The organism is Bradyrhizobium iriomotense (assembly GCF_018130765.1).
Lineage (GTDB): Bacteria > Pseudomonadota > Alphaproteobacteria > Rhizobiales > Xanthobacteraceae > Bradyrhizobium > Bradyrhizobium iriomotense_A.
The window spans coordinates 24,191-50,475 of sequence record NZ_JAFCJZ010000037.1 but is presented as its reverse complement, the minus strand read 5'-3'; the positions used below and the strand labels follow the sequence as shown (position 1 = coordinate 50,475).

The following is a 26,285-nucleotide window of genomic DNA, read 5'->3' as shown; positions in this document are numbered from 1 at the left end:
ACCCAAAGAATCCAGTTCCAACCGTCTGGCAACACCCCTCTACTGCCAAATGCGATTCCCCTACCCCGCAAGGGGGGGAGGGAACGCAGCGGTGTTTGTGGATGCAGTGCAGCTAATCGCCTGAATTAAGCGCGGTGCTACCCCTTCTTCCCCACCCGATATCCCGCCGCGGGATGCGGGGCACCCAACCGCGCACGTCTGCCGCCGAACAGCTTCTCCCGCAGCGTGCCCTTCGCGTACTCCGGCTTGTACCGCCCGCGCCGCGTTAGTTCCGGCACCAGCATGTCGGCGATGTCCTCGAAATCGCCGGGCGAGATCGCGAAGGCGACGTTGAGGCCGTCGACGTCGGTCTTCTCGAACCAGTCCTCGATCTTGTCCGCGACCATCTCGGGCGTGCCGACGACGACCGGGCCGGCACCGCCGATGCCGACATGTTCGATGACGTCGCGCACGGTCCAGATGCGATCGGGATCGGCGCGGGTGACGTTGTCCATCGCGCTGCGGCCCGCATCGTTCTGGACGTGGCGCACCTGCTGGTCGAGGTCGTAGCCGGAGAAGTCGACGCCGGTCCAGCCCGACATCAGCGCCAGCGCGCCTTCGGGGCTGATGTGGCGGCGATAGTCGGCGTATTTTTCCTTCGCCTCGGCTTCCGTCCGTCCGAGGATGATCGTCATCATCGAGAACATCAGGATCTCGGCCGGGTTGCGGCCGAGCGCGGCAGCCTCCTGGCGGATCGCGGAGACGCGCGGCGCGATCACCTTGGCCGATGGTCCCGACATGAACACGCATTCCGCGTGCTTGGCCGCGAATTGCCGGCCGCGCGGCGAGGTGCCGGCCTGGTACAGCACGGGCGTGCGCTGCGGCGACGGCTCGCTGAGGTGAATGGTGTTGTTGATGCGGTAATTCGCGCCCTCATGATTGACGCGATGAACTTTAGCGGGATCGGTGAAGATGCCGCGCTTGCGGTCGCGCAGCACGGCATCATCTTCCCAGCTGCCTTCCCAGAGCTTGTAGACCACCTCCATATATTCGTCGGCGATGTCGTAGCGGTCGTCATGCCCGGTCTGCTTCTCCTTGCCGGCGCCGCGCGCGGCGCTGTCGAGATAGCCGGTCACGACGTTCCAGCCGATCCGCCCCTCGGTGAGATGATCCAGCGTCGACATCCGTCGTGCGAACGGGTAGGGCGGCTCGAACGACAGGTTGCTGGTGACGCCGAAGCCAAGATCTTTCGTGACAGCGGCCATGGCCGACAGCAGCAGCAGCGGCTCGTTCGATGGCGTCTGTGCTGCATTGCGCAAGGCTGCGTCAGGGCTGTTGCCATAGACGTCGTAGACGCCGAGCACGTCGGCCAGGAACAACCCGTCGAAACGGCCGCGTTCCAGGGTCCTGGCCAGATCGATCCAGTAGGGCAGCCGGTTATATTCGGCGGTGCGGTCGCGCGGATGGGTCCACAGGCCCGGTGACTGGTGTGCGACGCAATTCATCGCAAAGGCGTTAAGCCTGATCTCTTTGGCCATGCTGGTCCCTCGGCGCCCTGTACTGAGCGCTCTTCGAATGATAGATGTGCGCCCCAATCTGGCGAAGTTCTTGCATATGTTGGGGTATTGGCAAGGTCAAAATCAGCGGTGCTGCCGCGCTTGGCAAGCCAATCTCAAGAGAGCAAGAACGAAATCCCAAGACGATCTAAAACAACCGTCCAAGTCCCCGCCACTTTCGACGGCCTATGTAGCCCGCTACGTTCGCCCGCGTCGAAACCTTGAAAACGGAAGCAATGACCAGAGCCGACGCCATCGCCCGCGCCCGCGACGATTTCAAATCCGGCGCGTTCCTCGCTGAACTCGACCGCCGCGTCGCCTACAAGACCGAGAGCCAGAATCCGTCGCGCGGCACCGAGCTGCGCGCCTATCTGGAACAGGAGATGCAGCCGGCTTTCGCCGCGCTCGACTTCACGAGCCGCATCGTCGAATCCCCGAGCGGCAAGGCGCCGTTCCTGTTCGCCGAGCATCACGAGAGCGGCTCGCTGCCGACCGTGCTGGTCTACGGCCATGGCGACGTCGTCGACGGCATGGAAGGCGAGTGGCGCGAGGGCCGCGATCCCTGGCGCACGACGGTTTCGGGGACGCGCCTCTATGGCCGCGGCACCGCCGACAACAAGGGCCAGCACAGCATCAACATGGCGGCGCTGCGCGCGGTGCGCGATGCCCGCGGCGGCAAGCTCGGTTTCAATGCCAAGTTCATCGTCGAGATGGGCGAGGAGATCGGCTCGCCCGATCTCGGCAAGGTCTGCGATCTCAATCGCGACGCGCTCAAGGCCGACCTGTTCATGGCCTCCGACGGCCCGCGCCTGTCCGCCGACCGTCCGACATTGTTTCTCGGCTGCCGCGGCGGCATCCGCATTCATCTCGACGTGAATCTGCGCGATGGCGGCCACCATTCCGGCAATTGGGGCGGCGTGCTGGCCAACCCCGCGACCATCCTGGTCAACGCGATCTCGACGCTGGTCGACGGTCACGGCCGCCTCCAGCTCGAGGCCCTGAAGCCGCCGCGTCTCACCAACCAGATCCGCAGCTATCTTGCGGACGTCGAGGTGGTGCCGACCGCGGACGAGCCGGCGCTCGCGGAGAACTGGGGCGAGGAGGGGCTGTCGGCGGCCGAACGGCTCTATGCCTGGAACACGCTGGAAGTGCTGGCGATGTCGTCGGGCAATATCGAGAAGCCGGCCAACGCCATTCCCGGCCATGCCAAGGCCGTGCTGCAACTGCGTTTCGTGGTCGGCACCAAAATCGACGGCCTGATCGACGCCGTCCGCGCGCATCTGGTCGGACGCGGCTTTCCGATGGTCGAGGTGCGGGCGGCCCAGAGCTTTGCTGCATCGCGCACCGATTTCGACAGTCCCTGGATCAAATGGGCCGCGGATTCGGTGCTGGCGACCACCGGCAAGGCGCCGGCGGTGCTGCCGAATTTCGGCGGCTCGCTGCCTAACGACGTGTTCTCCGAAATCCTGGGCCTGCCGACGATTTGGGTCCCGCACTCCTATCCCGGCTGCTCCCAGCATGCGCCCAATGAGCACATCCTGCTGCCTTTGACCGAAGAGGCCTTGACGGTGATGGCCGGGCTGTTCTGGGATCTCGGCCAATTGCCAAAGCCACTCGCCTGAGCCGTTAACCTGAGCCGGCCATCCAGCCGAAAGTCACATTCTATTCCAGGCCGATTTGTGCTTGCATCCGGCCGCATCATCCTGAAAGGGGAAGAAAAAAGTGAAACATTTCCGTCACATCGGCCTCGCGCTCGCCGCGACCTTTGCCGTCAGCCAGGCCGGGGCCCAGGAGCTGACCGGCACGCTGAAGAACATCAAGGACACCGGCGCCATCACGCTGGGCTTCCGCGACTCCTCGATCCCCTTCTCCTATCTGGACGACAACCAGAAGCCGGTCGGGTTCGCGATGGACATCTGCTACAAGATCGTCGATGCCGTGAAGAAGGAGCTCAAGCTCGACAAGCTCGAGGTCAAGCTCAACCCGGTGACCTCGGCGACGCGCATCCCGCTGATGGCCAATGGCACCATCGACCTCGAATGCGGTTCGACCACCAACAATGCCGAGCGCCAGAAGCAGGTCGCCTTCACCAACACCCACTTCCTGACCGCCAGCCGCTACGTGTTCAAGAAGTCGAGCGGCCTGAAGTCGATCGACGACCTCAAGGGCAAGACGGTGGTCTCGACCGCCGGCACCACCAACATCAAGCAGCTCACTGAAGCCAACGTAGCCAAGGGCCTCGGCGCCAACATCATTCCGGCCAAGGACCATGCTGAAGCCTTCCTGATGGTCGAGACCGACCGCGCGGTCGCCTTCGTCATGGACGACATCCTGCTCGCCAGCCTCGTCGCCGGCTCGAAGTCGCCGGATGACTATGCGATCTCCAAGGACGCGTTCTCCAAGCCCGAGCCCTACGGCATCATGCTGCGTAAGGACGACGCGCCGTTCAAGAAGGTGGTCGATGCGGCAACCGCTGCGATCTATACCTCCGGCGAGGGTGAGAAGATCTACGCCAAGTGGTTCACGACCAAGATCCCGCCGAAGGGTCTGAACCTGAACACGCCGATCTCGGCCGAGCTGAAGAACGAGTTCGCCAAGCCGACCGACTCGCCGAACCCGGACGATTATAAGTAAGATGCTGTTCGCCTCTCCCCGCGTGCGGGGAGAGGCCCACCCTAGCCCTCTCCCTGCAAGCGGGGAGAGGGAAGAAATTCCAGCCATTCTGGAGGGAGAGTGGCCGGACATTTGCATAGGCGCTCGGACAATCATGACGGGCGCGTTCGCGCGGGGGACACGTGAACTATCACTGGAACTGGGGAATTTTCTTCGAGCCGAACCCGATGGGGACCGGCACCTATCTCGACATGCTGCTGTCGGGACTGGTGCTGACCATCAAGACGGCGCTGCTCGCCTGGGTCATCGCGCTGATCTTCGGCTCGATCGTCGGCGTCATGCGCACGCTGCCGTCGCGGGGAGCCTACTGGTTCGGCTTCTGCTGGGTTGAATTCTTCCGCAACATGCCGCTGCTGGTGCAGCTCTTCCTGTGGTTCTTCGTGCTGCCGGAATTGCTGCCGAGGGCGGCCGGCCTGTGGCTGAAGCAATTGCCGAACGCGCCGTTCTGGACGGCGGCGATCGGCGTCGGCTTCTTCATGTCGGCGCGCGTTGCCGTGCAGTTGCAGGCGGGCATCGGTTCGCTGCCGCGCGGGCAGAAGATGGCCGCGACCGCGCTCGGGCTCACCACCGTGCAGGGCTACCGCTACGTGCTGCTGCCGATGGCGTTCCGCATCATCCTCCCGCCGCTGACCTCCGAGTTCCTCAACACCATCAAGAACACGGCGGTCGCCATCACCATCGGCCTGATCGAGCTGACCGGACAGGCGCGCTCGATGCAGGAGTTCTCGTTCCAGGTGTTCGAGGCCTTCACGGCCGCGACGCTGCTCTATCTCCTCGTCAACGCCATTGTCGTGACCGCGATGCGCTATCTCGAGCGCTACGTCGCGATCCCCGGCTACATCACGGGGAAATAGCGCCATGCTCGGGAGTTTCGATTTCGACGTCATCCGCAGGTCGCTCCCCTACCTATTCTACGAGGGCATGACCTTCACGCTGACGCTGACCGCGCTCGCCGCGCTCGGCGGCCTGGTCTTCGGCACGGCGATCGCGCTAATGCGGCTGTCCGGCTACAAGACCCTCGGGCGCATCGCCGGCCTCTATGTCGACTTCATGCGCTCGCTGCCGCTGGTGCTGGTCATCTTCTGGTTCTACTTCCTGGTGCCCTATATCGGGCAATGGGTGACCGGCGCCTCGCGCCCGATCAGCGTCGGCGCGTTCGCGTCCTCGCTCATCACCTTCATCATGTTCGAGGCGGCGTATTTCTCCGAGATCATGCGCGCCGGCATCCAGTCGATCTCGCGCGGCCAGCCGGCGGCGGCGAGCGCGCTCGGTCTGAGCTACGCCCAGACCATGCGCTACGTCGTGCTGCCGCAGGCGTTCCGCAACATGCTCCCCGTGCTGCTGACCCAGACCATCGTGCTGTTCCAGGACACCTCGCTGGTCTACGTGCTGTCGATCCCGGACTTCCTGGGCGCGGCCAGCAAGGTCGCGCAGCGCGACGGGCGCCTCGTTGAAATGTATCTGTTCGCCGCCGTCGTCTACTTCACCATTTCCTGTATCGCGTCCTTCGGCGTTCGCCGCCTGCAGTCGCGCATCGCCATCATTCGATAGAGCGCATCGGTCATGATCGAAATCAGCCACGTCAACAAATGGTACAGCCCGACCTTCCAGGTGCTGACCGACTGTACTACCAGCGTCACCAAGGGCGAGGTCGTCGTGGTTTGCGGCCCCTCGGGCTCGGGCAAGTCGACGCTGATCAAATGCGTCAACGCGCTGGAGCCGTTCCAGAGCGGCGACATCTCGGTCGACGGTACCAAGGTCAACGATCCCAAGACCAATCTGCCGAAGCTTCGCTCGCGCGTCGGCATGGTGTTCCAGCATTTCGAGCTGTTCCCGCACCTCAAGATCATCGACAATCTCTGCCTCGCGCAGGAGAAGGTGCTGGGCCGTGGGCATGACAAGTCGGTCACCAAGGGCATGCAACTCTTGGAGCGTGTCGGCCTGAAGGAGCAGGCGCAGAAGTTTCCGGCGCAGCTCTCGGGCGGCCAGCAGCAGCGCGTTGCGATTGCACGCGCGCTGGCGATGGATCCGATCGTCATGCTGTTCGACGAGCCGACCTCGGCGCTCGACCCCGAGATGGTCAGCGAGGTGCTCGACGTCATGGTCGACCTGGCCCGCGAAGGCATGACCATGATGGTCGTCACCCACGAGATGGGCTTCGCCCGCAAGGTCGCCAACCGCGTGATCTTCATGGACCGCGGCGAGATCGTCGAGGACGCCCCGAAGGACGACTTCTTCGGCAAACCCCGCAGCGACCGCGCGCAGAAGTTCTTGTCGAAGATTCTGTCGCACTAGCTCCTCTGTCATTCCGGGACGCGCCGGAGGCGCGGGCCCGGAATCCATCAAGCGGCAGTACGCGAGGTGAGATGGATTCCGGGCTCATTCGCTTTGCGAATGCCCCGGAATGACGGATCGAGGGTTTATCGGGCTCGCCAAATCTCCTATACCGATAGCCAAATCCCCCATCCCCTCCCAGGAGACCTGCCTTGGACCCGATCGCCTATGTCAACGGCTCATTCGTCCCGCTCTCGGAAGCCAAAATCTCGGTGCTCGATCGCGGCTTCCTGTTCGCCGACGGCATCTACGAGGTCTCGGCGGTGCTGGACGGCAAGCTGGTCGACAATGCCTCGCATCTGGCGCGGCTGGAGCGGTCGGTCGGCGAGATCAAGCTGAAGCTGCCCGAGACGATCGAGCGCATCACCGAGATTCAGAAAGAGCTGATCGCGCGTAACAAGGTCGTGAGCGGCCTCGTCTACCTCCAGGTCACGCGCGGCGCCGACAAGGGCCGCGACTTCCCGTTCCCCAAGGCCGACGTGAAGTCGAGCCTGGTGATGTTCACCTCCGAGAAGGACATCATCAACGCCCCGGTGGCAAAGACCGGCATCAACGTGATCACGGTGGCCGACATCCGCTGGGAGCGCCGCGACATCAAGAGCGTGGCGCTGCTCGCGCAAGTGCTGGCCAAGCAGGCCGCGGCCGAAGCCGGCGCGGGCGAGGCCTGGATGCTGCAGGATGGTTATGTGACCGAAGGCGGCTCGTCCACGGCGTTCATCCTGACCAAGGACGACGTCATCGTCACCCGCCAGAATTCCAACGCCATCCTGCCGGGCTGCACCCGCAAGGCGGTGATCGCGCTTGCCGAAGAGCGCCAGCTCCGCGTCGAGGAACGCTCCTTCACGGTCGCCGAAGCGCTCACCGCCAAGGAAGCGTTCATCACCAGCGCATCCTCGTTCGTGCAGCCGGTGGTCGTGCTCGACGGCAAGAAGATTGGTGATGGCAAGCCCGGCCCGATGGCGACGCGCCTGCGCGAGATCTACGTGGAGTTCGCCAAGGCGACGGCGGTTTAAGTCACACCCGCAGCTCTCGTAGGGTGGGCAAAGGCGCACTTGCGCCGTGCCCACGTCTTCTCTCGGATTCGCTGAAAGAACGGTGGGCACGCTTGCGCTTTGCCCACCCTACGAGACCGCTTGAGAGGACGCGCCGTCCTCACGCCACCGACGCCTTCACCTTCGCCGGATGCACCGCGCGGAACGCGATCGCGATCCTGTTCCAGGCGTTGATGGCGCCGATCAGCATGGTCAGGTTCACCGTGTCCGCGTCGGAGAATTGCGCGCGAACCTGTTCGTAGACGTCGTCGGGCGCATGGGTCTCCGAGATCAGCGTCACGGCTTCCGTCCAGGCCAGCGCGGCGCGCTCGCGGTCGGAATAGAGCGGGGATTCGCGCCAGGCATTGAGCAGGTAGATGCGCTGCTCGGTCTCGCCGCGCTTGCGTGCGTCCTCGGTGTGCATGTTGATGCAGAAGGCGCAGCCGTTGATCTGCGACGCGCGGATCTTGACCAGCTCGATCAGCGATTTTTCCAGGCCCGTCGACTGGATCTGCTCTTCGAGCGCCATCAGTGCTTTGATCGTATCGGGCGCGGCCTGGTAGTAGTTCATGCGGGGCTTCATGGTCGTTCTCCTTTTCTCCGGTTGGGATCAGTGGGCTCCGCCGGCCGAGACTTGGCCGGGCTTCTTCAGAAAGAATACGGCGATCAGAGCGACGATCAGCGCCATGCCGAGCAGATAGAAGGTATCGCTGAAGGCGAAGATATAGGCCTGCTTCTGCACGATATGGCCGATCGCAACATAGGCGCGATGCGACGCGTCCGCACGGTCGAGGATGCCGTGATTGACGAAATATTGCGTGAGTTGTTCCAGCCGCGTGCGCGTCGCCTGCTCGAACACCGAGACCGACTGCATCAGCACGTTGGAGTGATACTGCTCGCGCTTGGTCAGCACGGTCTGGAGCAGCGCGATGCCGACCGCGCCGCCGAGATTGCGCATCATGTTGAACAGGCCGGAAGCCGAGCCCGCATTCTCCGCTTCGATGCCTGACGTCGCCACCGCCGACAGCGGCGCCATGACGAGCGCCTGGCCGATCGCGCGGACGACGTTGGGCCACAACAGCTGGTCGGCGGCGTAGTCGTTGGTCATGTAAATGTTCATGAAGTTCGAGGCCGAGAACAGCACGAAGCCGATGCCGATGATGATCCGAGCGTCGAACCGCTGCATCAGGCGCGGCACCAGCGGGATCAGCACGAGCTGCGGCAGGCCGGTCCAGGCCAGCACCATGCCGATCTGTTCGGCATTGTAGCCCTGGATGCGTGCCAGATATTGCGGCAGGATGAATACCGAGCCGTACAGCGCGACGCCGAGCAGGAAATTGGCGAGCATGCCGAAGCCGAAATTGCGGCGGGCGAGCAGGCGCAGGTTCAGCAACGGCTTCTTCACCGTGAGCTCGATGACCAGGAAGGCGGTCAGCGCCACTGCGGCGATGATCGACAGCCTGACGATGAAGGGCGAGCCGAACCAGTCGTCCTTGTTGCCTTCCTCCAGTACGGTCTGCAGTGCCGACAGCCCGATCGCCATGGTGATGATGCCGGCCCAGTCGCCCTCGCGGAGCAGCGCGAGCTTCATGGGCTTTGCTTCGAGCGCGTACCAGAGCATGCCGACCATGATCGCGCCGGGCACGAGGTTGACGTAGAAGATGTACTGCCAGCCGAAATTCTCGGTGAGATAGCCGCCGATGGTCGGGCCGATCGCCGGTGCAAACGTCGCCGACAGCGCGAACAGCGCAAGTCCGACCGGCTGCTTGCCGCGCGGTAGCAGCGTGATGATCAGCGTGAAGGCCATCGGGATCAGCACGCCGCCGGTAAAGCCCTGCACCGCACGCAGCACGATCATCTGCGGCAGGTCCTGCGCGAGCGCGCACGCCGCGGAGAGAGCCAGGAACAGGATCGCATTGGTGAGGAGATAGATGCGGATCGAGAACACCTGCGCGAGCCAGCCGGACAGCGGGATCACCACGATTTCCGCGATCAGGTAGGACGTGGAGATCCAGCCGCCGTCGTCGATGCCGGCGCCGATCGCGCCCTGGATGTCGGCGAGCGAGGCGTTGACGATCTGGATGTTCAGCACCGCCATGAAGGCGCCGAGCGTGGCGCCGATCACCGCGATCCAGGTTTTTGCAGAAACCGCCGGCGTCGCTGGCGCAACAGGGGCAGGGATGCTGGCGGCGGACGCAGCGTTGACGGTCGGTTGGAGCGTGCTCATGGAAGCCTCGTCTCGGGTACGGAGACAGGATGCGTTAGGCGGGTGGTTTCGATAATCGAGGAAGTTCTGGAAGGATCATCCGGCAGGATTTGACAATCCCGCCGGTGCCTCCCCGGCTTCAGCCGCCGTTCGGGCGTATCGTATTGTCGGCGAGGCGCTTGGCCGTCTCTCGTTCGGCCAGCACCGTCGCCTTGGTGTCGACGGTCGGCACCGCCGACATGCCGGGCCGCAGCAAGCCAGCGAGGCTGTGATCGTCGAGCACGATCTTCACCGGCACGCGCTGCACGATCTTGGTGAAATTGCCCGTGGCATTGTCGGGCGGCAGCAGCGCGAATTCGAGTCCGCTGGCCGGCGACAGGCTGTCGACATGGCCGCGCAGGGTCTGGTTGCGAAAACTGTCGACGTGCAGCTCGACCGATTGGCCGGGGCGCACATGCGTCAGCTGCGTCTCCTTGAAGTTCGCGACGACATAGACCGCATCGAGCGGCACCACCGCCATCAACTGCGTGCCGGCCTGCACGAACTGGCCGACGCGCAGGCTGCGGGCGCCGACCGTGCCGTCCACCGGCGCGGTGATCTCGGTGTAGGACAGGTTCAACGCCGCCTGCTGCGCGACCGCGCGGGCGCGCTCGAGCTGCGCCGTGGCCTGGGCGCGTTGGGTGGTGAGCACGTCGACCTTGCGCTGCGCGGCCACGAGGCCCGATTTCGCGTGCTGCAATTGCGCGCTGCTGGCGCGCAGCGCCGCATCGGTCTGCTGTGCGCGCTGGATCGTGCCGGAGCCCGACTTCATGAGATCGTCGTAGCGGGCGCGCTCCTCCTGCGCGAATTTCAGATTGGCGTCCGCGGCCGCGACGTCGGCCGTGCTCTGCTCGATAACCGGTTGCTGCAGCTCGAGCTGGGCATCGATGTTGCGCACCGAGGCTTCGCCGGCGGCGACGTCGGCTCTGGCTTGGTCAAGCGCCGCCTTGAAGTCGCGGTCGTCGATCCTGGCGAGCAGCTGGCCAGCTTTGACCTTCTCGTTGTCGCCGATCAACACCTTGGCGATGTAGCCGGAGACTTTTGGCGCGATGATTGTGGAGTCCGCCTTCACATAGGCGTCGTCGGTGGTCTCGAGGTAGCGGCCGTAGGTCCAGTAATCGTGTCCGTAATAGACCATGGTTGCCGTGCCTGCGAGGAGCGCAAGCACCAGGGCCGCGCGCCGGAGCTTGGCCCGGGCCGGGACGGCTGGCGGCACCTTGGCGTAATCGCGAGTGATTTCAGTCGCTTGCTGGAAGGTCTCGGTGCGGGGCAGCTCGGACATTGCGGTCTCCTGTCGGCTCGCTGAGACTATCGGTCTTGCCGGCTCCGGTGATAATTGGCAAAATTCTGGAAGGATTATCCATTCGGGGTGGATAATCGGAGCCGCCGCCTGGTTCGTGATGTTCTACCCGGCCCGGGCCGCGGCTGCCCCAGAGCGATTGCCGTCTCTGTCGTGCGATTGCTGCTGAGGCGTGCGTCCCCGTGCAGGCGAAGCTGCAAGCGGGACGAGCTATGTGTGTGAACTGATGATCCCGGACGAACGTCTCGCGATTGTCGATCAGAAGCGGATAATCACGCAGCCATGGATCGATTGACCAGCCTCGAAGTGTTCAGCCGGGTGGTCGAGACCGGCGGCTTCTCCGCAGCAGCCCGCAAGCTCAACATGTCGACCACCATGGTGAGCAACCACGTTCAGGCGCTGGAAGACCGGCTCGGGGTGAGGCTGCTTCACCGCACCACGCGCAAGGTCAACCTCACCGAGATCGGCAAGGCCTATTACGACCGCTGCGTCCAGATCCTCGCCGACATCGAACAGGCCGACGACATCGCGGGCGAATTGCAGTCAGTGCCCCGCGGCACGCTGCGCATTCACGTCGCCACCCATATGGTGCCGTTCGTGACGCCGGTGGTGGCGAAACTGCTGTCGGCCTATCCGGAGCTCAAGATCGATCTGCGCATGGGCGAGGCCGATGTCGATCTCATCGAGGAAGGCTATGACGTTGCCCTGCGCATGACCCCGCCGCCGGATTCGAGCCTGATCGTGCGCAGCCTTGCCACCTGGCGGCACGTGCTGTGCTGTTCCCACGATTACATCGAGAAGCACGGCCGGGTGCAGAAGCTCGACGAGCTCACCACGCACAATTGCGGTCGTCACCTGAACTATCCGTTTGGCGACGAGTGGCACTTCCTTGACCGCAAGGGCGCGCCGGCTTCGGTGCGCATCTCCGGCAGCTTCGTCACCAACAGCGGGGAAGCGCTGCGGAAGGTCGCGCTGGAAGGGGCGGCCGTGTGCCTGATGGCAGGGTTTCTCATTCAGGACGACCTTGAAGCCGGCCGCCTCGTGCGCCTGTTACCGGAATATCGGACGGTCGAGCTGTCCATGAACGCGGTCTATCCGCATCGGCATCATCTGTCGGCGAAGGTCAGGACCTTCATCGACATGCTCGTGCACCACAGCGCCGAGCAGCAGAAGCTGATCAATCCGTATTCGTGACGCCCAGTGGTCGGTGCCGTAGGGTGGGCAAAGGCGCACCGCGCCGTGCCCACGATCTCCTTATGATAGTCACAGAAGGTGGGCACGCTTCGCTTTGCCCACCCTACGAGAGCGTCAGCGCGGTGGCGGCAATCTCCCGAACACGCTGTCGAGCGCCATGCCGATTGCGAGCAGCCGGCGATCACTTCCCGCGGGGCCATCCAGCTCAAGCCCGATCGGCAGTTTGCTCTTGGTACCAAGCGCAATCGGAATCTGGATTCCGGGAATGCCGGCATTGCTGCCGGGATCGGTGTTCTGGATGAAGAGGCCGAAATTTTTGAGCGTGCTGGACTCCGGATTGGAGGGGATGGCAACGCGCGGTGTGGTCGGGAAGGCAACGGCATCGAGCCGGTTGTCGGCAAAGGTCTTGGCGTACAGCGCCTGCAGGGCAGGGCGCGCAGTCTTGATCGCGGCGTCGTAGATCGGCTTGGCGTCAACCAGCGTGCCATCGGGTGCGGGCAGTTTGCGCGGAATCACCAAGCCATCATAGGTGCCTTTGACGTCGGCGCTGGCGATCTTCTCCGCCACTGCCTCGATGCTGAGGCCGGTGCCGGTGTGCTTGAGATAAGCGACCAGATCATCATAGGCCTCGTACAGCGCGATGGGAAAACTGACCTGGCCGTTGATTTCAGGCAGCTGCGGCATCTCTATCTCGACGACCGTGACGCCCTGCGCCTTCATTCTCGCGATGGCCGCCTGGAATGCGGCGTCGGTGTCGGCATCGAGATTGGTCAGCATCGTCTTCACGATGCCGATCCGCGCCTGCTTCAGATCGGCCGGCGCAACGGCATCGCCACCGGCAATGACGCGATCGAGCAGTGCGACGTCGGCGATGGTTGCAGCCATGGGCCCCGCGGTATCGCGGGTGTGCGAGATCGGCGCGATGCCAGCTTGCGGATAGCGGCCGACGGTCGGGCGCAGCGAGGCGCATCCATTCAAGGCGGCGGGGACCCGCACCGATCCGCCGGTGTCGGTGCCGAGCCCGCCCGCGACGATCCGCGCGCTGATCGCCGCGCCCGTGCCTGAGGAGGAGCCGCCGGCAATCAGGGCGTGATCATAGGCGTTGCGCACGCCGAACTCGGTGCCGGTATTGAACGCGGTGTTGTAGCCGGAGATGCCGAAGGCAAGCTCGTGCATGCTGGTCTTGCCGATGATGACCGCGCCGGCGGCACGCAGCTTTGCCACAACGGGTGCATCGGCCTTCGGAATGTAATGCTGCAGCGCCGGTGTTCCGGCGCTGCAGGGCAGCCCGGCCACCTCGATATTGTCCTTGATCACGATGGGCACGCCGCCGAGGAGTTTGCTCCTGTCGCCGTTTGCGTCGAACGCCGCGGCGGCCCTCAAGGCGCCGGCTTCGTCCAGAGTGACGAAGGCATTGAGCTCGGCATTGGCCTTGGCACGGGTCAGGGCTTCCCGGGTGAGCGCGGTGCTCGTGACCTTTCCGGCGCCGAGGGCGGCCGCGGCCTCGGTCAGTGTCAACTGGTCGAAATCCATGATGCGTCACCCGTCATTGCAAGGGCGCCGTCAGGGCGCTCCCTTGGGTTCAGAGGCTGAAGCCTCGGCGACGCCGCGTCAACCGTAGGCGTGCATTCTTGCCGGCGATGGTGTGTCGAGTTCAGCGAGCAGCCGCTCGACCTCGGGCTTCACCTTGGCGATTGCGGTGTCCTTCACCGGCCCATAGCCGCGAATATCCATCGGGCCTTTGGCAATCGCCACGAGATGTGCCAGATGCGCCGCGTCGAGCTTGCCGAGCATGCGTTCGATCAGGTCCTCATACCAGGCGATCAGTTCCCGCTCGGCGCGCCGTTCCGCGGTGTAGCCGAACGGATCGAACGGCGTTCCGCGCAACCCCTTCAATCGCGAGAGCACCGCGAGCGGCATCTGAATCCACTGGCCGAAGGCGCGCTTGCGCGGCCGGCCGCGGGCGTCGTGCTTGGACGACAGGAACGGTGGGGCAAGATGGTACTGGACACTGAAGCCGTCCTCGAACTCGCGCTTCAGCTCGTCGAGGAAGCCGCTTCTCATATGCAGGCGCGCCACCTCGTACTCGTCCTTGTAGGCCATCAGCTTGAACAGCGCGCGGGCGACGGCCTCGGTCAGCGCCTCGCTGTTCAGGCCGGCTTCGGCATTGCGGACCTTTGCGACGATCGTCCGGTAGCGCGCCGCGTAGGCCGCATTCTGATAGGCTGTTAGGAACTCGGCGCGCCGGGCAATGAGCTGGTCGAGCGTCTCGGCTTCCGACGCATCGTCCGCCTTCGGCAGAAAGTCCGGATCGGCCGCGGCAATCCGGCCCCAGGCAAAGGCCTGCTTGTTGCGTTCGACCGCGACGCCGTTGAGCTCGATCGCGCGCAGCAGCGCCTGCAGCGAGACGGGGATCAGGCCGTGCTGCCAGGAAAAGCCCAGCATGATGATATTGGCATAGACGGCATCGCCGAGCAGCCGTTCGGCCAGCGCATTGGCGTTGATGGTGTCGAGATTGCCGTCGCCGACGACCTGCCGGATCGCGCGCAGGCGGGCTGGCGAAGCAAGATCGGCGTCGCGGAAACGGACGACATCGCCGGTCGGCATCTCCGCAGTGTTGACAGCGGCACGCGTGCCCCGGCGATAGGTGCCGGACGCTTTTGGCGCGGAGCTGACGACGAGGTCGCAGCCGATCAGCGCATCGGCCGCGCCCTGGTCGATGCGGACCTGATGCAGCGCTTCGGGTGAGGCGGCGAGGCGGATATAGCTCAGCACCGGGCCGAATTTCTGCGCGAAGCCGGTGAAGTCCAGCACCGAGACGCCAAAGCGTTCGAGATGCGCGGCCATGCCGATCAGCGCGCCGACCGTGATCACGCCGGTGCCGCCGACGCCGGTCACCAGCAGGTCGCAGGGCCGGTCAAGCGTGGCGGGGGCGGGCAAAGGAAGCGTGGCGGCCCGGCCGGCCGCGTCGATCTGGCTCGCGCTTTTCTTCCGCCGCGTCGCGCCTTCGACGGTCACAAAGCTCGGGCAGAAGCCGTTGAGGCAGGAGAAATCCTTGTTGCAGGCCGACAGGTTGATCTGCCGCTTGCGGCCGAACGGCGTCTGCTTCGGCTCGACGCTGAGGCAGTTGGATTCGACCGAGCAGTCGCCGCAACCTTCGCAGACGAGATCGTTGATGTAGGCGAAGCGTTTTGGATCGGCCATCTGCCCGCGCTTGCGGCGGCGCCGCTTCTCGGTGGCGCAGGTCTGCTGGTAGATCAGGACAGACACCCCGGAAATGTCGCGCAGCTCCCGCTGCACGGCGTCCATCTCCTCGCGAGGGTGAATGGTCACGCCGCTGGGCAGGTCCGCCGGGCTGAAATGCGCGGGATCGTCTGACACCAGCGCGATGCGCTCCACGCCTTCGGCGCGGACGCTGTGTGCGATGGCATGCACGCTGATGGGGCCGTCGACTGGCTGGCCGCCGGTCATCGCGACAGCGTCGTTGAACAGGATCTTGTAGGTGATGTTGGCCTTGGCAGCGATCGCCTGCCGGATCGCCATCGAGCCCGAGTGATAATAGGTGCCTTCGCCGAGATTCTGAAAGACGTGCTTCTTGCCGGTAAATCGCGATGAAGCGGCCCAGTTCACGCCCTCGCCGCCCATCTGGATCAGCGACGAGGTCTCGCGGTCCATCCAGCTCGCCATGAAATGGCAGCCGATGCCGGCGAGCGCCTTCGATCCCTCCGGCACCTTCGTCGACGTGTTGTGCGGGCATCCCGAGCAGAAATAGGGCGTACGCGTTGCGCCCGGGACATTGATCGTGCGCGCGGCCTCCGGCATCAGGGCGGCGGCGCGTGCAGCGAGATTGAGGCCCGGAAACATCGGATCGAGCCGGCGCGCGAGCACGCCAGCCAGCGCGCGTGGCGACAATTCGCCGATCCAGGAGATCAGCCTTGCGCCGGTTTCATCATGCTTGCCGACCATGCGCTCGGGCTTTGTGCCGGGATAGTCGTAAAAATATTCCTTGAACTGGCTCTCGATGATGCCGCGCTTTTCCTCGACCACGAGGATCTCGCGCTTGCCCTTCACGAAATCCATGGCGTCATGCAACGCCAGCGGCCAGACCATGCCGACCTTGTAGACGTCGAGGCCGATGCTGCGGCAGGCGGCTTCATCGAGGCCCATCAGCCGCAACGCTTCCATCAAATCGAGATGCGCCTTGCCCGTCGTGACGATGCCGTAGGTGGCGCTGGGGATGTCGTAGATGTGGCGATCGATCGGGTTGGCCTTGGCAAAAGCGTAGACCGCGTGCTTCTTTGCCTCCAGCCGCTCCTCGATCTGCGGGCCCGGCAAATCGGGCCAGCGATAGTGCAGGCCGCCCGGCGGCGGCGTGAAGTCGGGCGTACGGAAGAGTCGCGGCGGGCGCAGCGCGACGGATGCGCCTGATTCCACGATCTCCGAGATCGCCTTGAAGCCGACCCACATGCCGGAAAAACGGCTCAGCGCGTAGCCATATTCGCCGAACGCCAGATATTCGCCGACATCGGCCGGGTGCAGCGTCGGCATGAACCAGCTCATGAAGGCGACGTCGGACTGGTGCGGCATCGACGACGACACGCAGCCGTGGTCGTCGCCGGCGACCACCAGCACGCCGCCATGTGGCGAGGAGCCATAGGCATTGCCGTGCTTGAGCGCATCGCCGGAGCGATCGACGCCGGGGCCCTTGCCGTACCAGAGGCCGAACACGCCATCGACCTCGCGGTCGGCTTGCGTCTCGACCTGCTGCGAGCCGAGCACCGCTGTCGCCGCGAGGTCCTCGTTCACTGCAGGAAGGAATTCGATGCGGTCTCGCTTGAGGCGTTCCTGGATGCGCCATAGTTCGAGATCGACGCCGCCGAGCGGCGAGCCGCGATAGCCGGAGATGAAGCCCGCGGTGTTGAGGCCGTTCGCGCGGTCGCGCCTCGCCTGGTCGAGCGCGATGCGGACGATGGCCTGCGTGCCCGTGAGGAAGACGCGGCCCTCCTCGCGATCGTAGCGGTCGGAGAGATCGTAACTGTCGAGTGACGGAATGGCGTCCATGGCGGACCTCGCGCGGCATCCTGCCTGTGATGGAAGGTTATGCCCGGGAGGCTGGTAGGTCTTACCTATTTATCCCGCGTAGATCACAAATTCGGTAGGATTTTGCACGGCGACATCAAATTTGGTAGATGTTCCCAACTTGGGAGGCTTCCATGATCGAAGAGCAGGACACGCGAATACTCGCCCATCTGCAGAAGGATGGTCGCGCCACCAATCAGCAACTCGCCGACGAGGTCGGCATGTCCACCTCGGCCTGCTGGCGCCGGGTGCGGGCGCTGGAGGAGAGCGGCGTCATCCAGGGCTATGCGGCGCTGGTCGCGCGCGAGCAGGCGGGGTTTACGATGTCGGCCATCCTCCACGTCTCATTGGAGCGGCACGATGCGAAGTTCGTCGACGAATTCGTGGCCAGGGTCACGACGCGCCGTGAGGTGCTGGAATGTTTCGCGACCACGGGCGATGCCGACTATCATTTGCGCGTCGTGGTGCAGGACATGGCAGCCTACAACCGCTTCCTCGACGAGTTCATGTTCCGCATTCCCGGCATCCGCCATGTCCGCAGCAACGTGGTGCTGAAGGAGATCAAGACGAGCGTGGCGCTGCCGTTTTGATTTCGCGGGAAGTGCCGTAGGGTGGGCAAAGCGAAGCGTGCCCACCATCGCTAGCAAAATCGCGGAGGAGCGGTGGGCACGGCGCAAGAGCGCCTTTGCCCACCCTACGGCACCTTTGTCACCGCTGCTCCCGCACAAACCTGTTGCGCAACGTCCCGACGCCCGTGAGCTCGATCTCCACGACATCGCCGTGCTTGATGTCGGGCGAAGCGCCGTCGGTGCCCATCCATATCACGTCGCCGGGCCATAGCGTGAAATACTTGGTCAGCTCGACCAGGAACGGCACCACGCCGAAGATCATGTCGCGGGTCGCGAAGCGGTTGGTCTCCTTGCCGTTGACCCGGACAACGGTCTCCATCCTGGCGAGATTCGCCTCGGTCTCGATCCACGGGCCCATCGGCTTGAACGTGTCGGCGTTCTTCGAGCGCCACAGGCTGCGGTCGGCCTTCTGCCAGCTGCGTTCGCTGACGTCGTTGCCGATGGTGTAGCCGAACACGCAATCCATCGCGTTCTCTTTATTGAGGTGCTTCACCTTCTTGCCGATGACGACGACGAGCTCGCCTTCATAGTGGATCTTGTCGGTCGCAAAGGACGGGATCACGACGTCCTCGTCATGCGCGATCAGCGCATTCTGCGCGCGATAGCCGATCTCGGGACGGTCGGGCACGGCCGGCACCTCGCCGCGCTTGTCGGCGGCTTCCTTCAGGTGCTTCAGATAGTTCAGGCCGACACAATAGAAGGTGCGCGGGATCAGCGGCAGCTCGATCTTGACCTCGCTGAGCGGATGCGTGCGCGAGGTTCGTTGCCATTCGCCAAAGGGATCGCCGTCGACCGCGATGATCTGATCGCCCTCGATGATCCCCCAGGATGTCCTGTCCGCGGCGGTGAATTTCAGCCAGCGCATAGCGTGTCCTCGTCGTTATTCCGCGGCATCGCGCGGCTGCACCTTCCAGGCCCCGGCGGCCGGCCGCTTCAGCCCGAGATTTTCGCGCAACGTCTTGCCGTGATAGTCCTTCTGGAACAGCCCGCGGCGCTGCAGCTCCGGCACGACGTGTTGCACAAAGTCTGCGTAGGAGCCGGGCACATAGGTCGCGGCGATGACAAAGCCGTCGCAGCCGCGCTCGACGAACATTTCCTCTAACTTGTCGGCGATCTCCCTGGGGCCGCCGACCATGGCGTCCTGCACCTGACCACGGCCGGAGAAGGTGACGAAGTCGCGCGCGCTCGGATTGCTCTTGCCTGAATTCTTCAGCACGCCGTCGCGGATGCCCAAAATGCCCTGCATGCTCTTGAGCTCTTCCGTGGTCAGGGGCTCGTCGAGATCCTTGGAGGCGAAATCGTAATTGAGCGCTTCGGCGAGCAGCGACAATGCGTCGATCTGCAGCGGCAGCTTGTTGATCAGCGCCATCTTGTCCTCGGCTTCCGTCTTGGTCGCGGCGCAGACCGGCGTCGTCAAATTGCAGAGGAACATCTGGTCGGGATCACGGCCGGCTTTCGCGGCTTCGTTGCGCACGGCCGCATAGCCTTCCTTGGCCGCGGCGAGGTTGCGCGCGGCGGTGAAGATCACCTCGCCCCAGCGGCCGGCAAAGCGCTGGCCGCGGCCGGAGGCGCCTGCCTGGATGATCACAGGATGGCCCTGTTGCGAGCGCGGTACCGTGAACGGGCCGCGCGATTTGAAGGACGCACCCTTGTGGTCGAGTCGCTTCACCTTGGTCGGATCGGCAAAGCGGCCGCTCTTTTTGTCCATAATGAGTGCGCCGTCCTCCCAGGTATCCCAATGGCCGAGCACGACCTCCATGAACTCGTCGGCGCGGTCGTAGCGGGAATCATGTTCGGGATGGGAGTCGCGCCCCATGTTGAGCGCCTCGCCGTCGTTCAGCGACGTCACGACGTTCCACCCCGCGCGTCCGCCCGACATCAAATCGAGCGTCGCGAAACGGCGGGCGACGTCGAACGGTTCGTAGTAGGTGGTCGAGCAGGTCGCCCCTAAGCCGAGCTTGTCGGTCACCATGCCCATCGTGGTCAACACGATCAGCGGGTCCATCTTCACGCAGCGGATACCGTATTCGACGGTGTGGGCGTGGTCGTTGCCGTAGCGGTCCGGCATCGCCAGGCGATCATCGAAGAAGGCCATGTGGAATTTGCCGGCTTCGAGGATTTTTGCGATCTCCTGGTAATAATCGGCCGACATCGAATCGTCGCGCGAGTCCGGATGTCGCCACGAGCTCGGCAAGTTGGTGCAGTTTTGCGCCTGGAGGAAGCCGACCAGTACCATCTGCCGATTCATGCTGCTGTTCTCCTGATAGCGTCAGGCCAGATTGAGGACCGTGTCGAGCCGGTAGTCGCGCGCCAGCGCGCGCAGCTTGTCCCAGGTCGCATCCTCGATCTCGATGCCGTCGCGCAGGCGCTGCTGCTCGCGCAGGCCCTCGATCTCGCCGGGATAGTAGACGCCCTTGCTGCCCTCGGACGGCGGCGTCGATTTCAGGTAATGCGCGAATTCGGCGACCTCGCGCTTGAACTCCTGCAGCGGGCGGAAGGCGGCGACATTGAACACCGCCATGAAGCAGCCGTCATTGTGCCGCCCCGTGGGCTCGACGCCGAAGCCGAGGCCGGTGAGCAGGCCGCACAGCACCTCGACCATGGCAGCGAGGCCGCTGCCCTTGTAGCCCTCAGTGCCGCCGAGCGGCAGCAGCGCGCCGCCCTTGCGATATTGGGTCGGGTCGGTGGTGTGTCGCCCCTCGGCATCGATGATCCAACCGGTCGGGATCTCTTCGCCGCGCGCGACCGCGAGCTGAATCTTGCCGGCCGCGACCGCCGAGGTCGCCATGTCCAGATAGAACGGCGCCTCGAGGTCGGACGGCACCGCGATCGAGATCGGGTTGGTGCCGAGCCGCGCTTCCTTGCCGCCGAACGGTGCCACATGTTTTGGCGAGCGGCCGGAATCCGCCGTCGCAATCCCGATCATGCCTTCCCGCATCGCCATCAATGGGTAGGCGGCGAGGCGGCCGACATGGCTTTGCCGGAACACGGTGCAGGCGGCGACGTTCGCCGTCTTCGCCTTCTCGATCGTGAGGGCCATCGCTTTGGCGTTGACGTGGAAGCCGAAGCCCCAATGGCCGTCGATCACGGTCGTGGTCGGCGATTCCTGGACGATGGTCCATTTGGCGCCGGGAACGATGTGCCCCGCCTTGATGCGGTCGATATAGGTGGGAACGGCGATCACGCCGTGGGAATCGTGGCCGGCGAGGTTGGCGTTGACGCAGCCGGTCGCGACGGCGTCGGCCTCTTCCTCGGAAGCTCCGGCCGCCTGGAGCAGCGCGGCGCTGATGCGCGTGAGGCGGTCGGCCCTGACGATCGGCATGGCGTTTCCCCGACGTGTGCCGTTAACGGGCTGCTTGTTGGGGACCATCGTCTCAAAGCGCGAGAGCGATATCAATCTCCCGTAAACCAACACAGGGCTGCAAATTCGTAAACGGAACACGCCTTTGGTCGAAGATTCGTCCCGCACGGTGGTATTTTCGAGAGTTTAGCGTCGCTCGTTCGCAGCTCGTTCACTTTGATCGAGGGTTTGCGACAGGCAATAACGACCACTTAGGCGATGGCCGTTCATAAAGGCACCGGGAGAAATAGGCAGAAATGCCTGGGAGCTGAGACGTGCCGACGACACTCGCGCGCACCTTTGCGGCGCTGAGCGCCATCAATGAAGCGATCCTCTACGCGAGATCGCCGGACGAGCTGTACCAGAAGGTCTGCGACGCCGGGTTTTCGAGCGGGGACTTTTTGGCCGTGGCCGTGTTCCTGGTGGGCCCCGATGGCCGGCGGCTGCGCTTTGCGGCCGGCTGCGGCGACGATATCCCGCGGCTGAGCTCGATCGAGATCACGACGGACGCCGGCACGCCGGAAGGATCAGGTGTCGGCGGCGAGGCATTTCGCGATCAGAAGCTGTGCATCAGCAACGATTATCTGAACGATCCGCGCTCGCTGGCGTGGCGCGAGGGAGCCACCAAGGCGCACATCGGTGCGGCGGCGGCGTTGCCGCTGCTCTGCAACGGCAAGAGCGTCGGCGTGTTGTACGTGACGCGGAGCGAGGCAAACTCGCTGAACGAGCAGATGGTGTCGCTGTTCGAGCGCATGTCGGCGAACATTTCCTACGCGCTGGACAATTTTTCGCGCGAGACGGCGCGGCAGACCAGCGAACGGGCGACACGGCGGCTCAACCGCATGTTCGGCGCTATCAGCGCCACCAACGAAGCGATCCTGCGGGCCAAGACTGAGCAGGAGCTGTACCAGCTCGTGTGCGACGCCTCCGTGCACAGCGGCAAGTCGCTGGCGACCATCGTGCTGCTCCGCGAGCCGGATTCGCACTGGATGAAGCCTGTCGCCGCCACCGGGCAGAATTTGGAGCTCGTCACCCAGGCGCGTTATTCGGTCGACCCGGACAATCCCTACGGCAAGGGCATCTCCGGCGAGGTGTTCCGGACACAGAAAGCCATCGTTGAGGACGATCTCGCCAGCCGGACCAAAGGCTCGCCCTGGGAGCAGGCCAACGTCAACACCGGCGTCGCCGCCTGCGTGGTCGCGCCGCTGACCAAGCGCGGCGAAAGCGTCGGCGTGCTCCTGTTCTTCATCAGCCGCTCCTGGGCCAAGGACGAGGAGATCGTCGCGCTGCTGCTGCGCATGGCGGAGAACGTCTCGTTCGCGATCGAGAATTTCGGCCGCGAGGCCGAGAAGGCCAGGATCGCGGCGGAAGAAGAACGCCTGGCGCGCATGTATGCGGCACTCAGCGCCACCAACGAGGCGATCCTGCGCGCACGGTCGCGGTCCGAGCTGTTCGACCTTGTCTGCGAGGCGACGGCGAAAGGCGCCAAGTTCACCTCGGCCAGCATCGCTCTGGTCGACCAGAGCGCCGAGCTGCTGCGCGTGGTCGCCAGCTACGGACCGAATGCCGACCAGGTTCGGAGCTTCAAGTTCTCGACCTCCGAGCAGGTGGCGGAAGGACGCGGGCTGACTGGCACCGCGTTCCGCACGCGCCAGCCTGCCGTCAGCAACGACGTGCTCGCCGACGACCGCATCGCGCCCTGGCAGGACAGCGCCCGCCGCAGCGGCATCGCGTCCTCCGCGGCGCTGCCGCTGTTCAACGGCGACCGGGTCGAGGGCGTATTCCTGTTCAACTCCCCGGAGTGCGGCGCCTTCACGCCCGAACTCGTCGAGCTGCTGCGCAAGCTCCAGGCCAACGTCTCCTTTGCGCTGGAGAATTTCGACCGCGCCGAGGCGAAGGCCAAGGCCGAGATGCAGCGCAATCGTCTGAGAGGCATGCTCGAGGCGCTGAGCGCGACCAATGAGGCGATCATGCGGGTGAAGACCCGTGCCGAATTGTTCGAGGTCGTCTGCGAGGCGGCGGTGCTCGGTGGCACCTTCTCCTCCGCAACCATCGCCATGGTGGATGCGACGAGACACTATCTCGACATTGCCATGACCAAGGGCGAAAGCTGCGGCCTGATCAAGGAATGGCGCTTCTCGACCTCGGCCGATGACCCGGAGGGACGCGGGCTCTCCGGCACCTCCTTCCGTACGCGCGCGCCTTGCGTCGCCAACGAGCTACTCACCGACATCCGCACCACGCACTGGCACCAGATCGCGCGCATGCAAGGCACGAAATCGGGGGCCTGCTTCCCGTTGCTCAGCAACGGCGGCGAGGCTGTCGGCGTGTTGCTGTTCCTGTCGCCGGACGAGGGCGCGTTCACGCAGGATCTCATTCAACTGCTGGGGCGGCTTGCCGAGAACGTCTCGTTCGCGCTCGACAATTTCGACCGTGCCGAGGAAAAGGCCCGCACCGAAGCGCAGAAGGAACGCCTGACGCGCATGTTCGCGGCGCTGAGCGCCACCAACGAGGCGATCATGCGGGCCAAGTCGCGCGCCGAGCTGTTCGACCTCGTCTGCCTCGCCGCGTCGAACGGCGCGAAATTCACCTCGACGACGATCGCGCTGGCAATGGAAGGCAGCGACCAGCTCGAGATCGTGGCGGCGGCCGGACCGTCTGCGAACACCACGCGCAACATCCGTCTTTCCATCGACCCCGAGCGTCCCGAGGGGCGCGGCATGAGCGGCACGGCGTTCCGCACGCGCCAGCCCTGCATCAGCAACGACTACCTCAACGACGATCGCGTCCGTGCCTTCCACGCCGTCGTGCGCGGCGACGGCGCGCGGTCGGGCGCGGCGTTTCCGCTCATCGCGCACGACCGTGCCGTGGGCGTCATGATCTACATGTCGACCGAGCCCGAAGCCTTCACGGAAGAGTTCGTCGAACTGCTGCAACGTCTGGCCGACAACGTCTCCTTCGCGATGGAGAATTTCGATCGGGCCGACGAGAAGAACCAGGCGGACGAGCGGATCGAGTATCTCGCCTCGCACGACAGTCTGACCGACCTGCCGAACCGCGAGACCTTCAACGGGCTGCTGCGCGCGGCGATCGACACCGCACAGCGCCACGATCACCGTTTTGCGGTGCTGTTCATCGATCTCGACCGTTTCAAGGTCATCAACGATTCGCTGGGGCACGAGGCCGGCGACCTGCTGCTGCTCGAAGTGGCGAACCGGCTGCGCGGCGCGCTGCGGGCCAGCGACGTGGTGGCGCGGCTCGGCGGCGACGAGTTCGTCGTCATCCTCGACCAGTGCGGCGAGATCGACGACGTCCAGCGCATCGCGACCGGGCTGCTCGCCGCGCTCGCCGAGCCCATGGAGCTCGCCGGCCACGAGTGCCACACCACGGCCTCGATCGGCATCGCGATGTATCCGGCCAACGGCTCCGACGCGCAGACGCTGACCAAGAACGCCGACATGGCGATGTATCTCGCCAAGGAGGATGGCAAGAACGGCTACCGCTTCTTCTCCAAGGAAGTGAAGACCCAGTCCATCGAGCGGCTGTCGCTGGAAAGCGCGCTGCGCCGGGCGCTGGAGCGCGAGCAGTTCTCGCTGAACTACCAGCCCAAGGTGGACATGGAAACCGGCCAGATCACCGGTGTGGAAGCGCTACTGCGCTGGACCCATCCCGATCTCGGCAACGTCTCGCCCGCACAGTTCATTCCGCTCGCGGAGGAAACCGGGCTGATCGTGCCGATCGGCCGCTGGGTGCTGAACGAGGCCTGCGCGCAGGCCATGGCCTGGCAGCGCCGCGGATTGCTGCCGCTGTCGATGGCGGTCAACCTGTCGCCGCGGCAGTTTGCCGACGAGCATCTGCTGCAGGACGTCGACGAGGCGCTGGCGGCCTCCGGCATGTCGCCGGTGCTGCTCCAGCTCGAGGTCACCGAGAGCATGATGATGCGCAATGTCGGACGCGCGCTCAAGGTGCTCGACGCCATCCAGAGCCGCGGCATCCGCCTTGCGATCGACGATTTCGGCACCGGCTATTCGTCGATGTCGCTGATGAAGCACTTCCCGATCGACACCATCAAGATCGACCGGTCCTTCGTGCGTGACCTGCCGCAGGATTCGGAGGACCAGGCGATCGCGCAGGCGATCATCAGCATGGGCAAGGCGCTCGGCATGACCGTCGTCGCCGAAGGCGTCGAGAACGCCGAGCAGGAGGCGTTCCTGCGCAGCCACGGCTGCGACGAGATGCAGGGCTTCCTGATCTCCAAGCCGCTGCCGGCGAAGCAGATGGCCGAATTGCTGCGGCCGATGGTCCTGCCGGTTGCACCGCCGCTCCAGCCCGAGCCGGATCCGGTTGCCACCGCGGCTGCGGCGCTACGGCTGAAACGCGCTGTCGTCTGACGGCTGCGGGTGCAGCTCGCGGACGTCATGATCGGCGCCCTCGGCGATGCTCGGAAAATCCTGCGGCCCCGTCAGCGACGTCTGCTCGACGAACAGCGCCAGAATCGTGCGCGCGCCGTCGGCGAAGCTCGTACCCTCGTGCAAGCCGAGCTCGGCGCACCATGTGCTGCTCATCGGCTCCTGATCGTCGACCACCGCCATCGCGGGCCCCCACCACCAGGCAGGCGCGGGCGAGCGCTCGTCCTCGGGCACGACGTGCCAGCGGACGAACTCATCCATCACACGCTCGAACTCCAGGCGTGCAGCCTGATGCATGCGGTCGATACTCCTTTGAATCCGCGCCCGATGACAGGCCGTCACGCAGATTCGATTGTGGTCCTGACATCAGGAAAAATCGGCTCGCGCAACAGGCGGGAGCCATGCATCCCGACCTCATCGTCGGTGATGCCCAAAAATGCGGCCGTCGGCGATACGCCAACGGCGGCAGCGAGCCTCCATTCTAGCCGCTTGGAGGCACGGCAGGCAAGGCACGGA

Annotated in this window: 19 protein-coding genes; 9 read left to right on the top strand and 10 right to left on the bottom strand. The window is 64.6% G+C overall.

Features of this window, described 5'->3' with window-relative positions:
- Positions 1-137 precede the first annotated feature (137 nt).
- On the bottom strand, positions 138-1,517 hold the full coding sequence (locus JQ635_RS37415; RefSeq protein WP_211414772.1) for an LLM class flavin-dependent oxidoreductase: 1,380 nt from the start codon (positions 1,515-1,517) through the stop codon (positions 138-140).
- Positions 1,518-1,771: 254 nt separating this feature from the next.
- Here JQ635_RS37415 and JQ635_RS37410 point away from each other — a divergent pair, with 254 nt between their 5' ends.
- The 6 genes from JQ635_RS37410 to JQ635_RS37385 all read left to right on the top strand — a co-directional run bounded on the left by JQ635_RS37410 (position 1,772) and on the right by JQ635_RS37385 (position 7,555).
- Complete coding sequence (locus JQ635_RS37410; protein ID WP_211414771.1) at positions 1,772-3,157, top strand: M20 family metallopeptidase; 1,386 nt, start codon at positions 1,772-1,774, stop codon at positions 3,155-3,157.
- Between the two features lie 100 nt (positions 3,158-3,257).
- Positions 3,258-4,169 carry an amino acid ABC transporter substrate-binding protein gene (locus tag JQ635_RS37405; protein ID WP_211414770.1) on the top strand — a complete coding sequence of 304 codons (912 nt, stop codon included), beginning with the start codon at positions 3,258-3,260 and terminating at the stop codon, positions 4,167-4,169.
- Positions 4,170-4,330: 161 nt separating this feature from the next.
- Entirely contained in the window at positions 4,331-5,062 is a 732-nt protein-coding gene (locus JQ635_RS37400; protein ID WP_211414769.1) for an amino acid ABC transporter permease, read from the top strand.
- Between the two features lie 4 nt (positions 5,063-5,066).
- Positions 5,067-5,759 (top strand): amino acid ABC transporter permease, encoded by a 693-nt coding sequence (locus tag JQ635_RS37395; protein WP_211414768.1) that lies wholly within the window; start codon positions 5,067-5,069, stop codon positions 5,757-5,759.
- Positions 5,760-5,771: 12 nt separating this feature from the next.
- A complete protein-coding gene (locus JQ635_RS37390; protein ID WP_018648485.1) occupies positions 5,772-6,503 on the top strand; it encodes an amino acid ABC transporter ATP-binding protein in 732 nt (243 codons plus the stop codon).
- 191 nt (positions 6,504-6,694) lie between these two features.
- Entirely contained in the window at positions 6,695-7,555 is an 861-nt protein-coding gene (locus JQ635_RS37385; protein WP_211414767.1) for a D-amino-acid transaminase, read from the top strand.
- Positions 7,556-7,694: 139 nt separating this feature from the next.
- On the opposite strand, the gene JQ635_RS37380 is transcribed toward JQ635_RS37385, so the two are convergent.
- The 3 genes from JQ635_RS37380 to JQ635_RS37370 all read right to left on the bottom strand — a co-directional run bounded on the left by JQ635_RS37380 (position 7,695) and on the right by JQ635_RS37370 (position 11,100).
- Positions 7,695-8,156 (bottom strand): carboxymuconolactone decarboxylase family protein, encoded by a 462-nt coding sequence (locus JQ635_RS37380; RefSeq protein ID WP_211414766.1) that lies wholly within the window; start codon positions 8,154-8,156, stop codon positions 7,695-7,697.
- 27 nt (positions 8,157-8,183) lie between these two features.
- On the bottom strand, positions 8,184-9,800 hold the full coding sequence (locus JQ635_RS37375; RefSeq protein WP_211414765.1) for an MDR family MFS transporter: 1,617 nt from the start codon (positions 9,798-9,800) through the stop codon (positions 8,184-8,186).
- 118 nt (positions 9,801-9,918) lie between these two features.
- Positions 9,919-11,100, bottom strand: coding sequence for an HlyD family secretion protein (locus JQ635_RS37370; RefSeq protein WP_211414764.1), 1,182 nt, complete (start codon positions 11,098-11,100; stop codon positions 9,919-9,921).
- A 300-nt stretch (positions 11,101-11,400) separates the two neighbouring features.
- Between JQ635_RS37370 and JQ635_RS37365 the strand changes: the two genes are divergently transcribed.
- Positions 11,401-12,312, top strand: a complete 912-nt coding sequence (locus tag JQ635_RS37365) for a LysR family transcriptional regulator (RefSeq protein ID WP_211414763.1) — start codon at positions 11,401-11,403, stop codon at positions 12,310-12,312.
- A gap of 114 nt (positions 12,313-12,426) precedes the next feature.
- Here JQ635_RS37365 and iaaH read toward each other — a convergent pair whose 3' ends face one another.
- Entirely contained in the window at positions 12,427-13,845 is a 1,419-nt protein-coding gene (gene iaaH / locus JQ635_RS37360; RefSeq protein ID WP_211414762.1) for an indoleacetamide hydrolase, read from the bottom strand.
- Between the two features lie 78 nt (positions 13,846-13,923).
- Positions 13,924-17,373: an indolepyruvate ferredoxin oxidoreductase family protein gene (locus JQ635_RS37355; RefSeq protein ID WP_211414761.1), complete on the bottom strand. Its 3,450-nt coding sequence runs from the start codon at positions 17,371-17,373 to the stop codon at positions 13,924-13,926.
- A gap of 152 nt (positions 17,374-17,525) precedes the next feature.
- On the opposite strand from JQ635_RS37355, the gene JQ635_RS37350 reads away from it, so the two are divergent.
- Positions 17,526-17,981 carry an Lrp/AsnC family transcriptional regulator gene (locus JQ635_RS37350; RefSeq protein WP_211414760.1) on the top strand — a complete coding sequence of 152 codons (456 nt, stop codon included), beginning with the start codon at positions 17,526-17,528 and terminating at the stop codon, positions 17,979-17,981.
- Between the two features lie 118 nt (positions 17,982-18,099).
- Here JQ635_RS37350 and JQ635_RS37345 read toward each other — a convergent pair whose 3' ends face one another.
- The 3 genes from JQ635_RS37345 to JQ635_RS37335 are packed head-to-tail and all read right to left on the bottom strand — an operon-like array spanning position 18,100 to position 21,342.
- Positions 18,100-18,885 (bottom strand): fumarylacetoacetate hydrolase family protein, encoded by a 786-nt coding sequence (locus tag JQ635_RS37345; protein ID WP_211414759.1) that lies wholly within the window; start codon positions 18,883-18,885, stop codon positions 18,100-18,102.
- Positions 18,886-18,900: 15 nt separating this feature from the next.
- Positions 18,901-20,268, bottom strand: coding sequence for an LLM class flavin-dependent oxidoreductase (locus tag JQ635_RS37340; protein WP_211414758.1), 1,368 nt, complete (start codon positions 20,266-20,268; stop codon positions 18,901-18,903).
- Positions 20,269-20,289: 21 nt separating this feature from the next.
- Positions 20,290-21,342 (bottom strand): Ldh family oxidoreductase, encoded by a 1,053-nt coding sequence (locus JQ635_RS37335; RefSeq protein WP_211414757.1) that lies wholly within the window; start codon positions 21,340-21,342, stop codon positions 20,290-20,292.
- 293 nt (positions 21,343-21,635) lie between these two features.
- On the opposite strand from JQ635_RS37335, the gene JQ635_RS37330 reads away from it, so the two are divergent.
- Complete coding sequence (locus JQ635_RS37330; RefSeq protein WP_211414756.1) at positions 21,636-25,751, top strand: bifunctional diguanylate cyclase/phosphodiesterase; 4,116 nt, start codon at positions 21,636-21,638, stop codon at positions 25,749-25,751.
- Here the strand turns inward: JQ635_RS37330 and JQ635_RS37325 are convergent.
- Complete coding sequence (locus tag JQ635_RS37325) at positions 25,725-26,066, bottom strand: hypothetical protein (protein WP_211414755.1); 342 nt, start codon at positions 26,064-26,066, stop codon at positions 25,725-25,727. The genes JQ635_RS37330 and JQ635_RS37325 overlap by 27 nt on opposite strands.
- Positions 26,067-26,285 lie beyond the last annotated feature (219 nt).

Coding starts and splice junctions, on each gene's coding strand:
- JQ635_RS37415 (WP_211414772.1), bottom strand. CDS start 1,517: ATGGCCAAAGAGATCAGGCTTAACGCCTTTGCGATGAATTGCGTCGCA.
- JQ635_RS37410 (WP_211414771.1), top strand. CDS start 1,772: ATGACCAGAGCCGACGCCATCGCCCGCGCCCGCGACGATTTCAAATCC.
- JQ635_RS37395 (WP_211414768.1), top strand. CDS start 5,067: ATGCTCGGGAGTTTCGATTTCGACGTCATCCGCAGGTCGCTCCCCTAC.
- JQ635_RS37390 (WP_018648485.1), top strand. CDS start 5,772: ATGATCGAAATCAGCCACGTCAACAAATGGTACAGCCCGACCTTCCAG.
- JQ635_RS37380 (WP_211414766.1), bottom strand. CDS start 8,156: ATGAAGCCCCGCATGAACTACTACCAGGCCGCGCCCGATACGATCAAA.
- JQ635_RS37375 (WP_211414765.1), bottom strand. CDS start 9,800: ATGAGCACGCTCCAACCGACCGTCAACGCTGCGTCCGCCGCCAGCATC.
- JQ635_RS37370 (WP_211414764.1), bottom strand. CDS start 11,100: ATGTCCGAGCTGCCCCGCACCGAGACCTTCCAGCAAGCGACTGAAATC.
- JQ635_RS37365 (WP_211414763.1), top strand. CDS start 11,401: ATGGATCGATTGACCAGCCTCGAAGTGTTCAGCCGGGTGGTCGAGACC.
- iaaH (WP_211414762.1), bottom strand. CDS start 13,845: ATGGATTTCGACCAGTTGACACTGACCGAGGCCGCGGCCGCCCTCGGC.
- JQ635_RS37355 (WP_211414761.1), bottom strand. CDS start 17,373: ATGGACGCCATTCCGTCACTCGACAGTTACGATCTCTCCGACCGCTAC.
- JQ635_RS37350 (WP_211414760.1), top strand. CDS start 17,526: ATGATCGAAGAGCAGGACACGCGAATACTCGCCCATCTGCAGAAGGAT.
- JQ635_RS37345 (WP_211414759.1), bottom strand. CDS start 18,885: ATGCGCTGGCTGAAATTCACCGCCGCGGACAGGACATCCTGGGGGATC.
- JQ635_RS37340 (WP_211414758.1), bottom strand. CDS start 20,268: ATGAATCGGCAGATGGTACTGGTCGGCTTCCTCCAGGCGCAAAACTGC.
- JQ635_RS37335 (WP_211414757.1), bottom strand. CDS start 21,342: ATGCCGATCGTCAGGGCCGACCGCCTCACGCGCATCAGCGCCGCGCTG.
- JQ635_RS37325 (WP_211414755.1), bottom strand. CDS start 26,066: ATGCATCAGGCTGCACGCCTGGAGTTCGAGCGTGTGATGGATGAGTTC.